Here is a 13751-nt window from a genome sequence, read left to right on the forward strand (position 1 = left end):
TATGCAGTAGGCTCTATCAGCTTCAAAAAAGCTTACTGCCTATTGCTTCAAGCTTACTGTTTATTATAATTCTGTTACTTTTTTTCCGATTTTGTAAACTGTTCCTACAAATTTTGCTATCAGCTCCTGACTTTGATTGGTAATCTGAATGTCATAAACAGCTGTTTTCCTTGTATTGTTAACCAAAACACTTTCTGCTCTGAAAACATCACCTTCTTTTCCTGCTTTGGTAAAATTGATGATACAATTCAATGCTACTGCAGCATCTCCGGTATTATTGGAAGAAAATGCCAGCGCAGAGTCTGCAAATGCAAAGGTAACTCCGCCATGAACTGTTTTAAGCCCATTCAGCATCTCCTTCTTAATTGGCATTTCTATTAAACAGTAATTTTCTTTTACTTCAATCATTTTGATATTCATCCACTGGGAAAAATAATCCTGATTGAACATATAATCTGCTACTTGTCTTGGATTCATTTCTATTAATTATATGTTTGTTATTTCTTCATAAAGCTCATCTGATAATCTGTCGTAAACACTCATTGTTTTCCCCAGAATCATTTGTTCGTATGAAAGACTTTCTAAGTCTGATGAATTTTCAGAGGGATAGGATTCGTTTAAATCAATTCCGTTTTCGTTGGCTAATCTTTTGATCAGCTCTTTATATTTTTCATTAAACTTTCCTAATAGCTCAAGTCTTTCCTGCTCATCAACAGAGGAAGCTTCCTGAGTCAAATATTGTTTTTCAATCGAAAGTCTGGTCTCCAGCTCAGCCCTGAATTCATCTATATCCATAATACTGACTCAATTTTATTTATTAATAATCCTATTCAAATCTTTAATTCCATTTTCATAAGATTTTTTGAAATAAAATTTAATTAAGAAATAGATTATTGTATAAAACATAGCAATTGGTAATAATAATGCTAATGCTATTGCTCCAATTTGAAAACAATTATTAATAATCGCAAAAACTGGAAGGATACCCCACACAAATAATATTATTCTAAAAGTTCTATGAAATTTTGAATTCAACTTTATTATTGTCTCATGTTCCTTTTGAACCAATTGACCTTCAAAAACACATAAAGCTCCAATTGGTACTTCTGCACTTATTACTCTAAAAAAATTTTTCTCTGTATATCCTCTTAAAAATTTATTAGTGCGTTTCATAGTTAGAGAATAAGTTTTATCACTATTGCTATTTATATTTGATAAAATCTTTTCAACAGGGTTTAAAGATCTTATTTCATCATATCTTTCAGGAAAATATCTCATATTACATTTTCCTTAGCAAAGGACTTTGTCTGTATCTTTCTTCCTGATATTCTCCGTAAAGGTCCTGAAGGGTTTCGGAGATTTTTGCATACCCGATTTCTTTACCCCAGTTTAATAATCCTTTTGGATAATTAACTCCTTTCTGCATTGCCAGCTCAATATCTTCATCATTGGCAACTCCTAATCTTTTGGCTTCAACAGCTTCATTGATCAGCATGGAAATGATTCTTAAAAAGATTTGCTGATATAAGGCATCGTCTTTTTGAGCTATAGGTTTTTCTGTTCCTTCGCTGTAATCGTAGAAACCTTTTCCTGTTTTTCTGCCATGAAGTTTGGCTTCAGACATTCTTTGCTGCAATAAAGAGGGTTTGTATTTCGGATCGTAGAAATAGTCTTTGTAAACAGTGGTTGTTACCGCAAAGTTGACATCCACTCCAATAAGATCCATCAATTCGAAAGGTCCCATTTTGAAGTTACCCAACGTTTTCATAGCTTCATCCACCTGTTCTGGTGTTGCGATGTTTTCCTCAACAATCCTCAGTCCTTCCCCATAATAAGGTCTGGCGATTCTGTTGACAATGAAACCAGGAATATCTTTCGCAATAACAGGTATTTTCCCCCATTCTTTCATGAGGTTGTATATTTTTTCTGCTAAAGTTTTTTCTGTTAATAAGGATGGAATAACTTCTACTAAAGGCATTAATGGAGCCGGATTGAAAAAGTGAATTCCGATGAAACGCTCCGGCTTCTTTAGTTCCGCACCAAGAGAGGTGATAGAAATGGATGAGGTATTGGAACTGAGGACACAGCTTTCTGAAACATAGTTTTCAAGTTCTGTAAACACTTTGGTTTTGATCTCTTTATTTTCTATGATGGCTTCAATGATGAGTTCACAATCTTTGAAGTCCTTCAATTCCGTAGCAATGGAAATATTAGCTAAAATTTCAGTCATTTTCTCTGCCGAAATTTTTTGTTTGTCAACTAATTTGGTTAGTGTTTTTTCCAAACCTACTGTTGCCGTTTCTACTTGTTTTGCATTGGCGTCATACACCCAAACTTTGCATCCGTTCGTTGCGGCTACTTGTGCAATGCCGATTCCCATCGTTCCGGCACCGATAATTCCTACTTTCATATTTTAAATTTGAAAATTTGAAAATGAGTTAATTTGAAAATTATTTTAATTTTGAACTTGAAATAATTTTAGACAGAATTAATAGAATTTCCTTTAAATCAGATAGTAATTTTTCGTTTGGAGATTTCAAATATGGAGACTTTAAGCACAGCAAAAGCCAATATTCTATCTCATCAGCTTCTTTGGCGGCAATTTTTAATTTATGAATAAAATCTGCCTTACTTTCTGCATTTTGAGCCTCTCTAACATTGGCTCCAATCGAAGTTCCCGATTTAAAAATTTGATTTGCCAAAGGAAACTTTTTGTCCTCGTATAAATCTTCTGAAAATTCAATAATATTGAGTGCAAAATCAAAAGTCTTATTTACAATAATATTTTCTTTGTCATTTCTCATTTTCAAATTCTCAAATTAACCCATTTTCAAATTAATTATCTTCCTTTATAATTAGGTTTTCTTTTCTGTAAAAAGGCGTTTACTCCTTCTATGAAGTCTTCTGTACCTGCTGCTTCCTGCTGAAGATCTGCTTCCAGATCCAGCTGTTCTTTCAATGTATTGGTATAAGAACCGGCAAAAGCTTTTTTCGTAAGCTTAAGAGCAGCTGTTGGCATATTTGCCATTCTTTCAAGAATTTCCATAGATTTTGGAACGAACTCTTCTTCAGTGAAAACTTCAGCTACAAGACCATGATTTTTAGATTCTTCTGCGGATAATTTTTTACCTGTAAATGCTAAATAATTGGCCAATTGTCTACCTAAAAGCTTCGGTAAGAAGTAAGTTCCTCCTGTATCAGGGATCAAACCGATATTTGAAAATGCCTGAGCAAAATAGGCTTTTTCATTCGCTAAAACAAAGTCAGAGATTAAAGCCAACATCGCTCCAGCTCCTACTGCAGGGCCGTTTACTAATGCAATAACCGGTTTTTTGCAACGGGTAACTTCCAACACTAAAGGGTTATAATAGTCTACCACAATTTTTCTGATGATATCATGATCATGGTGTTCTCTGCCTACCACGAAAGCTTCATCCAGATTCTGACCTGAACAAAACGCTCTTCCTCTTCCGGAAATAGCAACACATCTTACCGTTTCGTCTTCGCTGCATTCTTTAACAAAATCTTTAAGATCTGATAAAGCCGGCTTGGTAAGGGCATTCATGGTTTCAGGTTGATTAAGATAAGCGATTTTAAGTTTCCCGTCAAAATGCGTTTCAATATCAAGTTGTGTATACATAGTTTTTATTAATTTATTATTTAACAATGCACTAATTTAACAATATAAATCAATGTAACCGTCTAATAATTTAACATTCTAACAATTCCTTCGTTATGCTTTGCATAGCCGTAAAATTTGTTGTGGTTTGGTGAATAACTCATCAATGACATTTAAAATAATCAAAGGGTTCCAGGCAGTCTAAACACTGATAAGATGCCTTACACAAAGTAGATCCAAATCTGCTGATCTGCTTGGTATGTTCAGAACCACAACGCGGACATTTTTTCGGTTTCCCAATGTGATGTTCGTCTGCTCCTTTTTCGGGAGGTGTAATTCCGTACACGCGGAGTTTTTCTCTCGCTTCATCCGTTAACCAGTCTGTTGTCCAAATCGGAAACATCTTGGTTACTACTTTTGCATCCCATCCGTTTTCTTTCATCATTTTGATAATGTCCTCCTCAATAGTAAACATGGCAGGACAGGCAGAATAAGTAGGTGTAATGACCACTTCGCAGGTATTTTCTCCTGTGACTTGTGCATCTCTTACAATTCCTAACTCCACGATATCAATGACCGGAATTTCCGGATCGGGAATTGTTCTTAATAAATCTAAAAGCTGATTCATATTTTATTTTTTATCAGAATCAAGAATTACTTTCATTGCATTCTGATAATCCAAATTATCTGTTATTCCGTTGTGATACTGATCTTTTAATACAATCAGGCTATCCTCTTTTTTAAAGTTATTTTTAAGTTTTAAAGAGGCATTATAGTTAATAACCTCATCTTTATCACCATGAAAAATAACAACTGGCGATTTAACGGTTTTTAAATATTTACCAGTCTCAAAATTATATTTCAGTAAAAACTTGGGAAGAAATGAGAATTTCTGGCTCATTTCATCTTCTATACTGTAATAAGGTGCCTGTAAAATCAATAATCTTGCGTGATGCATGGATGCTAATTTTGCAGCTAATCCTGATCCTACAGAATATCCTAAAATAATAATTTTGTTTTCCGGATATCTTTTCAATAGCTCTTTGTAAGCACTCTCAACATCCGAGAAAATTTGATCTTTACTACTAATTTTATCTTCGCTTTTTCCGTAACCTCTATAGTCAAGTATCAAAGTATATAATTCATACTGCGATATAATTGGGCTACTTCTCCCCAGCCTTTTATTGATCCTCCATTTCCATGAAGATAAAAGATAACTCCTTTTGGGGTTTGAACTTTAAATAAAACCGAGCTTAAATGCTTTCCATCCTGTGTTTTGATAGATATTTCTTCAAAATCACCATTAAATTTAAATTTGTAATTCTCCGGTAACTTTTCAGGATAAAAAATAATTTTCTCCTGATAGAAATAGATCCCAACACATAGTATCACATATGCTGCAAGAAAAAAAGCCAATATCCCAAGAAGCATCTTCTTCATAATTTACTACCAGGTACACCCAGGATATGCTCTCTGCATATACTGAAGTTCACAAAGAATAAATCCGAAATACTCTGTATGATATCCTGTTCTTGATTTTGGCTGCATGAAAGAGTTTTCTGGATATTCTAAACCGAAATCTGCAAAATCTTTCTTGGTAATGGCAATGAATTCTTCGTAAAGAGCATCTGCATTGGGAGCAATATTCAAAACAACCAGATCGTCTTCCCCTTCTGTTTTAGCAAAAAGACCTTTTGTATATTCCCAGATATCTCCAATAGCTTTTACCAAACGTTCACGGCTTTCTTCTGTTCCCTGAGTGAAAATTTTCATCCATGAAGCAGTGTGAGTATAGTGGTATCTTACTTCTTTTAAAGATTTTTGGGCAATAGCAGCAAGCTCTTCGTTCGCAGAATTGGATAATGCCTCATACATCAGTTTCTGGTATACAGACAATACATACACTTTCAGAATAGTCTGTGCATAATCTTCATTAGGGAGTTCTACCCAATGCGCATTCACGTATTCATGTTCGTATCTTAAAAATGCGATATCATCTTCACTTTTTCCGTTATCAATCACTCTTGAAGCATAAACATAAAAGTTGTTAGCCTGACCTAGTTCATCCAACGCAATATTTGTCAATGCAATATCTTCCTCTAAGTAAGGACCTTCACCACACCATGCAGACAAACGCTGTCCCATAATGAAACTGTCGTCTGCTAGTTTTAATAAATAATTATATAATGGGTTCATTGTTTTAGCTTTTGGCTTTTGGCATATAGCTTTTGGCAAATTGCAAGCAGCTAATAGCCATTAGCTATTTTACATATTTTTTACGTCGTTTGGAATATCGTAGAACGTTGGGTGACGGTAAAGTTTATCATCAGCCGGATCGAAGAATGCTTCTTTATCCACCCCTTCTGAAGTCACAATATATTTACTTGGAACTACCCAAACAGAAGTTCCTTCTTTTCTTCTTGTATAGACGTCTCTTGCATTCTGCAAAGCCATTTCTGCTGTTGGCGCCTGTACAACTCCAACGTGTTTATGAGATAATCCCGGTTTAGTTTGAATAAACACTTCCCATATATCTAAATTTGCCATAATTAAAATTAATTTAACAATGTATCAGTGTACCAGTTTAACAATGAGATGCTTCGACAAGCTCAGCACGACAATGATTGTTACATTTTTACATTGGTATATTGTTACATTATTATATTACTTCTTTTTGTTGTTTTTCTGCAAAAGCTGCAGCAGCTTCTTTTACCCAAGAATTTTCTCTTTGTGCTTTTCTCTTGGTTTCGATACGCTTTTTGTTGCAAGGTCCGTTTCCTTTTAAAATTTCCATGAATTCATCCCAAGGAAGTTCTCCGAAATCATAATGCTGTCTTTCCTCATTCCATTTTAAATCTTTATCCGGAATGGTTAATCCTAAGAATTCAGCCTGAGAAACTGTAACATCGATAAATCTCTGACGAAGGTTATCATTACTTTCTCTTTTCACTCTGTAGTTCATAGAGATTTTAGAGTTTGGCGAGCTGTCATCATTAGGTCCGAACATCATTAGAGCCGGCCACCAGAAACGGTTCAATGAAGCCTGAGCCATTTCTTTCTGTTGTTTTGTACCACGGCACAATGCCATCAGAATTTCGTAGCCTTGTCTTTGGTGGAAAGATTCTTCTTTACAGATCTTTACCATCGCTCTTGAATAAGGACCATAAGAATTCCCCATCAGCATTACCTGGTTCATAATGGCAGCACCATCTACCAACCAACCGATTGCACCGATATCGGCCCAACTTAAGGTAGGATAGTTGAAAATACTTGAATATTTTGCTTTTCCTTCCAGCATATCGTCATAAGTAGCATCTCTGTCTGCTCTGATGCTTCCGTCTCCTAAAGTTTCAGTGGCAGAATAAAGATATAGGCCGTGACCTGCTTCATCCTGAACTTTTGCTAAAAGAGCCATTTTTCTTCTCAATGAAGGCGCTCTGGAAATCCAGTTCGCTTCCGGCAGCATTCCTACAATCTCGGAATGAGCGTGCTGTGAAATCTGACGAACCAATAATTTTCTGTAATCATCCGGCATTACATCTTTTGGCTCTACTTTATTTTCTTCGTGAACGTATTGAACAAATTTTTCTAAGTCCATCTTTTTTGAATTTGAAAATTAAATAATTTGAGAGTTTGAGAATTTGGAAATTTTAAACACGATAATGGCATTTTCAAATTAGCATATTTTCTCATTTTCAAATTGTCTTACACATCATAATTAAGCATCACCACATTGGTTGTAGGGTGACATTGGCAGGTAAGAACGAAGCCTCTGGCTACTTCTTCTTCGGTAAGCGCATAGTTTTTCTCCATGAAAACTTCTCCTTCCAGAACCTGCGCCTTACACGTACAGCAAACGCCTCCTTTACATGCGAAAGGAACCGGAAGCTGATCTTTCAATGCTTTATCTAAGATACTCTCTTTTTTAGAATTAAGGTGGAACGAATATTCATCATCATCAATGATTACCGTTACCATACTTTCAATATTGGCAATTGCCTTGAATTCATCACTCATTTCCTCCGTATTTTCTTCATCCGGAGCGGTGAAATATTCAAATAAAACCTGAATAGCAGGTACTTTTTTATCTTTCTTCAGATAGTCTGCAATCCCCTTAATCATTTCCGAAGGTCCGCAAATGAAATAGGTTGCTTCTTTTACATCGATATCTGTATATCTTTCAAACAGTAAATCTAGTTTTTCAGGAGAAATTCTTCCTTCAAAAATTGGATCTTCGTGTTTTTCACGGCTTACTAAATAAACCACTTTCAATCTGCCATTAAAAGACTCCACCAATTTATCGATCTCACCTTTTTTCATCACATGATTCATGCTTCTGTTGCTGTAGAACAAATAAGCGTTTGAATTCGGTTCCTGATAAAGGCTTTCTTTAATATTGGATAAAACAGGGGAAATTCCGCTTCCTGCAGCCAGACCAACGTAAGTTTTTACGTTTGTCGGGTGATATGAAGTATTGAAACCACCCATTGGAGGCATTACTTCCAGCACTTCATCCATGTGAAGGTGTTCATTGAAATAGCCTGATACTTTTCCGCCTTCAAGCAATTTCACCAATACTTCCAGCGTATTGCCTTTTTCACTTGGAGCGTTGCAGATAGAGTAAGAACGTCTTTCTTCATTTCCGTTGATCATCATTCGGAAATTCAGATACTGCCCTTGTTTGAACCTGAACTTATCTTTCAGTTCTTCAGGGATTTCTACCGCTACATTTACTGCTTCGGAAGTATCTTTCTGAACCTTAACTGTTTTAAGTTTATAAAATGAATTCATTATTTTTTTAGTATTCTATTAATTTTTCCACCTTCGCACTTCGGCAGGCTGTCCTGAGCATGAACTTTTACTTTCGTAGTAATTCCTACCCTCTTTTTTATTTCGTTTTCTATATTTTTTCCAAAGTTCCCGACAAAATTAAAATAATCATCGGTATTTGATTCTATTTTCTGAGATTTTACCAATTCATCGTCTATTTCAACATCAATATCCAAAGCAATACACATCTGTTCTTTCTCTACAGGGGTCAGATAGTAGTTAGGAACCACTCCCCTTACATAAGAAAAAGCTTCTTCAATCTGGCTTGGGTATACGTTTACTCCTCTTACGATCAGCATATCATCTGCTCTTCCAACGATGGGTTTCATTTTCACCATGGTTCTTTTGGCATTTTCATCATAATAAAGACTTGTAATATCATTGGTCCAATAACGTAAAAGCGGCATCGCTTTTTTCGTTAAAGTGGTAATCACCAATACACCTTCTTCCCCAAAAGGAACCGGCTGCTTGGTAATGGGATCTAAAATTTCAGGATAAAAATGATCTTCCCAGATATAAGCTCCACCCTTCTCTTCGAAATCTTCCATGGAAACTCCTGGTCCGATAATTTCACTTAAACCATAAATATTGGTTGCATGAACACCTAATTTTTCTTCAATGTGTCCTCTGATAATTTCTGTCCATGGCTCTGAACCTAATACTGCATATTTTAGGCTGATGTCCTCTGCAGAAATTCCTCTTTTTGCAAACTCATCCGCAATCGTTAAAGCGTATGAAGGTGAGCAGCAAATCACTTCCGGTTTAAAATCTACAATCAGGTCTACCTGTCTTGCCGTCATCCCTCCTGAAATAGGAAGAACGCTCATGCCTAACATTTCAGCTCCGTAATGCAGTCCTAAACCTCCCGTAAAAATTCCGTAACCATAGGCATTGTGCAACTGCATTCCAGGTCTTGCACCTGCTGCATGTAAAGATCTTGCCACCACTTCACTGAAAAGATCTACATCTTCTTTGGTATATCCTACCACAGTTGGTTTTCCCGTGGTTCCACTTGAGCAGTGAATACGCTGAAGCTCACTTTTAGGAACGGTAAATAACCCGAACGGATAGTTATCTCTTAAATCTTGTTTGTAAGTAATAGGAAGTTTAGCGATATCCTCAATCGACCTTATATCCTGTGGAGATACTTGCAATTCATCAAATTTCTTTTTATAAAATTCCGACTTCTCTCCCAAATAGCTGATCAGGCTGATCAACCGGTCGGATTGAAGCTGTCTCAACTGACCCAGCTCCAGATATTCAACTGAAAAATCCATAAAACTAACTAACATTTGTTAGGTGTAAATTTAAAAAGATTTTGCAAGCTGACAAAATTTTTATGACTTTTGTCATATTTTGAATGATTCTAAATAACGAGATAAAAGCTAAAATGCTTTTTTTGTACAAAGTACAAAGTAAAATGTATTAATGATTTTCTTTGATAAAGGTTTATGAATGTTGGTTTCCCAGCAGGCCAAAAAGAATCTTGTCTCTGATTTCATCCGTAATTTCATCGGTAGAATCACTGCTTCTTTTGAACCAGAAATAGGAATTATTTAAAGTATGAAGGATAAATCTTGTGGTAAATGATGGCGATTTCAGCTCCCAATTTTCAGCTTTGTAGATCTCGGAAATCAATTCTTCAACTTCTTGCTGATAGTTTTTTCTTAATTCTACAAACTCAGGAAGTCTTTCTTCAAGATGCTTCCATTCATTGGAATAAATATGAGTAACGTCGCGGTTTTTAAGAACAACAGATAAGTGTTTATCCAATAAGAGATTCAGTTTTTCTCTCGGAGCGATATCTGTATTTTTCACTTCCTGAAGTTCATCGAAAAACTCCTGAGCAATGCCAAAACAAATCCATTCCAGAATTTCTTCCTTTGAACGGATGTGCGCGTACAATGATGCTGCTTTGATATTGAGTTTCGTAGCCAGGTCTCTTACAGAACTTCCCATATAACCCTTCTCTTTGAAAAGTTCTACTGCTACGTCTAATATTTTTCTCTGTTTTTCTTTTAGTTCCATTTGGTAAAATGCAAAAGTAATTATTCTGAATTAAACTGTTCATTTTTTGACCATAAAAAGAGAAAAGACTTATCATCCTCGGTTTCAATCTTTAGTAATTTTATCTTGTTATGACTTTTTGTTCATGGATTTCAAAGAAATAATTACGAAATCGGAAATTTTGTCAAGTTAAATTTCCGTTAAAAATACAATATCCGGAAAATTTGTCCTATTTTTTTGTAAATTTAATAATTGAACAGTTTTTGCGATACAGTCATCGAATAAATGATTAAATAATTGATGGCATTAAGAAACTGAGCCTTAGAATTTAGTTTCTTGATGTTTTTTTAAAACTAAACTTTCAACGAATCATTACCAAAAATATATAAAATATGAACTTAAACCAATATACTGTAAAATCACAGGAAGCCATCCAGGCAGCACAACAGGTTGCTATGGAACTGGGCAACCAAAGTATTGAACCTCAACATCTCCTTGAAGGTATCTTCCAGGTAGATGAAAATATATCGCCATTCTTATTAAAAAAATCTGAAGCAGATGCCAATTTAGTAAGAGAGCGCAACCGTGAAAATTTAGAGAAGCTTCCAAAAGTGCAGGGAGGAAACATTTATCTTTCACAATCAGCCAACAAAGTATTGCTGGATGCACCCAATATCGCGAAGAAAATGGATGATGAATATGTAACGATTGAGCACTTATGGCTATCTCTTTTGGAAACCAGTTCGGAAGTTTCCAAAATGCTGAAAGATATGGGTGTAACCAAAAATCTATTGGAAGGCGCTATCAAAGAATTAAGAAAAGGAAGCAAAGCTACTTCTGCAAGTTCGGAAGAAACTTATCAATCCTTAAATAAATATGCTAAAAACTTCAACGAGTTAGCAGCAGAAGGGAAGCTGGATCCGGTAATCGGGCGTGATGAAGAAATCAGAAGGGTTTTACAGATCCTTTCCAGAAGAACCAAAAACAACCCTATCCTTATTGGGGAACCAGGTGTAGGTAAAACAGCTATTGCGGAAGGAATCGCTCACAGAATTATTAGCGGCGATGTTCCTGAAAACCTGATGGATAAAACGTTATTCTCATTGGATATGGGAGCTTTGATTGCCGGAGCAAAATATAAAGGTGAGTTTGAAGAGCGTTTAAAATCTGTTGTGAATGAAGTCATCAAGTCTGACGGACAGATTATTCTTTTCATTGATGAAATCCACACGTTGGTAGGAGCCGGAGGTGGTGAAGGAGCTATGGATGCTGCCAACATCTTAAAACCAGCTTTGGCAAGAGGAGAATTAAGAGCTATTGGTGCCACTACTTTGAACGAATACCAAAAGTATTTTGAAAAAGACAAAGCGTTGGAAAGACGTTTCCAGAAAGTAATGGTGGAAGAACCGGATACTGAATCTGCAATTTCTATCCTTCGTGGAATTAAAGATAAATATGAGGCGCATCACAAAGTAAGAATCAAAGACGAGGCGATTATTGCCGCGGTAGAAATGTCTCAAAGATATATTTCAGACCGTTTCTTACCGGATAAAGCGATTGACCTTATTGATGAAGCTTCTGCAAAACTGAGAATGGAAATCAATTCCAAACCGGAAGAACTTGATGTTCTGGACAGAAGACTGATGCAGCTGGAAATTGAACTGGCAGCCATCTCAAGAGAAGGTAATCAGACAAAAATTGATCATCTGAAAGAAGATATTGCCAAAATTTCTGAACAAAGAAATGAGATCAATGCCAAATGGCTGAAAGAAAAACAGAAAAGTGAAGATCTTACCCAGATCAAAAAAGATATTGAATCTCTGAAACATGAAGCAGAAAGAGCTTCCAGAGCCGGAGATTATGCAAAAGTAGCGGAGATCCAATATGGAAAACTTCGTGAGAAAGAAGAAGAGCTCAGCAAAATGGAACTGGAAATGCAGAATCATCAGAATGAGCTGATCAAAGAAGAGGTTACCGCAGAAAATATTTCTGAAGTGATTGGTAAATGGACAGGCATTCCTGTAACCAAATTATTGCAATCAGAAAGAGATAAACTATTGAATCTTGAATCTGAGCTGCACCACAGAGTGGTAGGACAGGATGAAGCGATTCAGGCGGTTGCTGATGCGATCAGAAGAAACAGAGCCGGATTGAGTGATGATAAAAAACCTATCGGATCATTCTTATTCCTGGGAACAACCGGAGTGGGTAAAACCGAACTGGCAAAAGCATTGGCAGAATTCTTATTCGATGATGAAAATAATATGACCAGAATTGATATGAGTGAATATCAGGAACGTCACAGTGTTTCAAGATTGGTAGGAGCGCCTCCTGGATATGTAGGCTATGATGAGGGAGGACAATTGACTGAAGCGGTTAGAAGAAGACCTTATTCGGTAGTGCTTTTAGACGAAATTGAAAAAGCACATCCGGATGTTTTCAACACTTTACTTCAGGTTCTGGATGATGGACGTCTGACGGATAATAAAGGTAGGGTCGTAAATTTCAAGAATTCAATCATCATCATGACCTCGAATTTAGGCTCACATCTGATTCAGGAAAATTTTGAAAATCTTACAGAGGAAAATCAGGATGAAATTGTGGATAAAACAAAGGATGAAGTTTTTGATCTTTTAAAACAGACGCTGCGTCCGGAATTCCTGAACAGAATTGATGAGATTGTACTGTTCCAGCCTTTAAGAAAAAAAGAAATCGGAAAAATCGTACAGTACCAGTTGAGAGGATTCAATGAAATGCTATCTAAAAGAAACATTATCATGACTTTCACTCAGGATGCGGTAGATTATCTGATGAATAAAGGATATGATCCTGCCTTCGGAGCAAGACCACTGAAAAGAGTGATCCAACAGGAGGTATTAAACAAACTGTCTAAAGAAATTCTTGCAGGAAATGTAAACGATGGAGATAGAATCACTCTGGATTACTTCGTAGAAACAGGTTTGGTTTTCAGACCTACTGAACAATAAAATAGTTTTTTTCATATACATTATTTTTGTGGATAAGTGCTGTAGAATAATCTGCAGCACTTATTTTTTCACCTAATTTATCCTTATTAAGTGAAATATAATTATATTTACTACTCTAATAACTTAAACAAAAACAACATGAAAAAGTTAAAAAGAAATGAATTAAAGAAAATTGATGGCGGAATTGAACCATTCCCAATTGCGTGTGGTGAGGACTGGAGCTGTCCTCAAGGTCTTTGTTGTACATCAGGACTTGTCTGCAGGGATTGGAAAAAATATCCTTGTATTTAAAGAATAGGCGGAGAAAT

At 35.9% G+C, this 13751-nt stretch carries 17 protein-coding genes; 2 read left to right on the plus strand and 15 right to left on the minus strand.

All coding sequences use genetic code 11. The features are described 5' to 3' along the window. Positions 1-63: 63 nt before the first annotated feature. The 15 genes from CQ046_RS16685 to CQ046_RS16750 all read right to left on the minus strand — a co-directional run bounded on the left by CQ046_RS16685 (position 64) and on the right by CQ046_RS16750 (position 10477). Complete coding sequence (locus tag CQ046_RS16685; protein WP_105703368.1) at positions 64-477, minus strand: PaaI family thioesterase; 414 nt, start codon at positions 475-477, stop codon at positions 64-66. Positions 478-486: 9 nt separating this feature from the next. Then, positions 487-795, minus strand: a complete 309-nt coding sequence (locus CQ046_RS16690) for a hypothetical protein (protein ID WP_105703369.1) — start codon at positions 793-795, stop codon at positions 487-489. A 15-nt stretch (positions 796-810) separates the two neighbouring features. Beyond that, positions 811-1278: a hypothetical protein gene (locus CQ046_RS16695; RefSeq protein ID WP_105703370.1), complete on the minus strand. Its 468-nt coding sequence runs from the start codon at positions 1276-1278 to the stop codon at positions 811-813. A 1-nt stretch (position 1279) separates the two neighbouring features. Next, positions 1280-2410, minus strand: coding sequence for a 3-hydroxyacyl-CoA dehydrogenase NAD-binding domain-containing protein (locus CQ046_RS16700; protein ID WP_105703371.1), 1131 nt, complete (start codon positions 2408-2410; stop codon positions 1280-1282). Between the two features lie 40 nt (positions 2411-2450). Continuing rightward, on the minus strand, positions 2451-2804 hold the full coding sequence (locus CQ046_RS16705; RefSeq protein ID WP_076596874.1) for a four helix bundle protein: 354 nt from the start codon (positions 2802-2804) through the stop codon (positions 2451-2453). Positions 2805-2839: 35 nt separating this feature from the next. Then, entirely contained in the window at positions 2840-3640 is an 801-nt protein-coding gene (locus CQ046_RS16710; protein ID WP_105703372.1) for an enoyl-CoA hydratase/isomerase family protein, read from the minus strand. A 142-nt stretch (positions 3641-3782) separates the two neighbouring features. Further along, positions 3783-4247 carry a 1,2-phenylacetyl-CoA epoxidase subunit PaaD gene (gene paaD, locus CQ046_RS16715; protein ID WP_105703373.1) on the minus strand — a complete coding sequence of 155 codons (465 nt, stop codon included), beginning with the start codon at positions 4245-4247 and terminating at the stop codon, positions 3783-3785. Positions 4248-4250: 3 nt separating this feature from the next. Beyond that, positions 4251-4751: an alpha/beta hydrolase gene (locus CQ046_RS23920; protein WP_228406981.1), complete on the minus strand. Its 501-nt coding sequence runs from the start codon at positions 4749-4751 to the stop codon at positions 4251-4253. Then, positions 4748-5059 carry a hypothetical protein gene (locus CQ046_RS23925; protein ID WP_228406982.1) on the minus strand — a complete coding sequence of 104 codons (312 nt, stop codon included), beginning with the start codon at positions 5057-5059 and terminating at the stop codon, positions 4748-4750. Before CQ046_RS23925 ends, CQ046_RS23920 begins: the two co-directional genes overlap by 4 nt. Before the next feature lie 6 nt (positions 5060-5065). Continuing rightward, the gene (paaC, locus tag CQ046_RS16725) at positions 5066-5854 is read right to left on the minus strand and encodes a 1,2-phenylacetyl-CoA epoxidase subunit PaaC (protein ID WP_262498055.1); all 789 of its coding nucleotides are present in this window, start codon (positions 5852-5854) and stop codon (positions 5066-5068) included. A 30-nt stretch (positions 5855-5884) separates the two neighbouring features. Beyond that, a complete protein-coding gene (gene paaB, locus CQ046_RS16730; protein ID WP_105703375.1) occupies positions 5885-6166 on the minus strand; it encodes a 1,2-phenylacetyl-CoA epoxidase subunit PaaB in 282 nt (93 codons plus the stop codon). Between the two features lie 112 nt (positions 6167-6278). Then, on the minus strand, positions 6279-7217 hold the full coding sequence (gene paaA, locus CQ046_RS16735) for a 1,2-phenylacetyl-CoA epoxidase subunit PaaA (protein ID WP_105684614.1): 939 nt from the start codon (positions 7215-7217) through the stop codon (positions 6279-6281). Positions 7218-7324: 107 nt separating this feature from the next. After that, positions 7325-8410, minus strand: coding sequence for a 2Fe-2S iron-sulfur cluster-binding protein (locus CQ046_RS16740; RefSeq protein ID WP_105703376.1), 1086 nt, complete (start codon positions 8408-8410; stop codon positions 7325-7327). Then, positions 8410-9726, minus strand: coding sequence for a phenylacetate--CoA ligase family protein (locus tag CQ046_RS16745; protein ID WP_105703377.1), 1317 nt, complete (start codon positions 9724-9726; stop codon positions 8410-8412). Before CQ046_RS16745 ends, CQ046_RS16740 begins: the two co-directional genes overlap by 1 nt. A gap of 172 nt (positions 9727-9898) precedes the next feature. Next, positions 9899-10477 (minus strand): TetR/AcrR family transcriptional regulator, encoded by a 579-nt coding sequence (locus CQ046_RS16750; RefSeq protein WP_105703378.1) that lies wholly within the window; start codon positions 10475-10477, stop codon positions 9899-9901. Between the two features lie 371 nt (positions 10478-10848). Between CQ046_RS16750 and clpB the strand changes: the two genes are divergently transcribed. Together clpB and CQ046_RS23655 are read left to right on the plus strand one after the other, a co-directional pair. Then, entirely contained in the window at positions 10849-13443 is a 2595-nt protein-coding gene (gene clpB, locus CQ046_RS16755) for an ATP-dependent chaperone ClpB (RefSeq protein WP_105703379.1), read from the plus strand. A gap of 138 nt (positions 13444-13581) precedes the next feature. Then, positions 13582-13734 (plus strand): hypothetical protein, encoded by a 153-nt coding sequence (locus tag CQ046_RS23655; protein ID WP_164976812.1) that lies wholly within the window; start codon positions 13582-13584, stop codon positions 13732-13734. Positions 13735-13751: the final 17 nt, after the last annotated feature.

Origin of the sequence: Chryseobacterium sp. MYb7, from assembly GCF_002979455.1 — a bacterium.
In the GTDB taxonomy this organism is placed as follows: domain Bacteria; phylum Bacteroidota; class Bacteroidia; order Flavobacteriales; family Weeksellaceae; genus Chryseobacterium.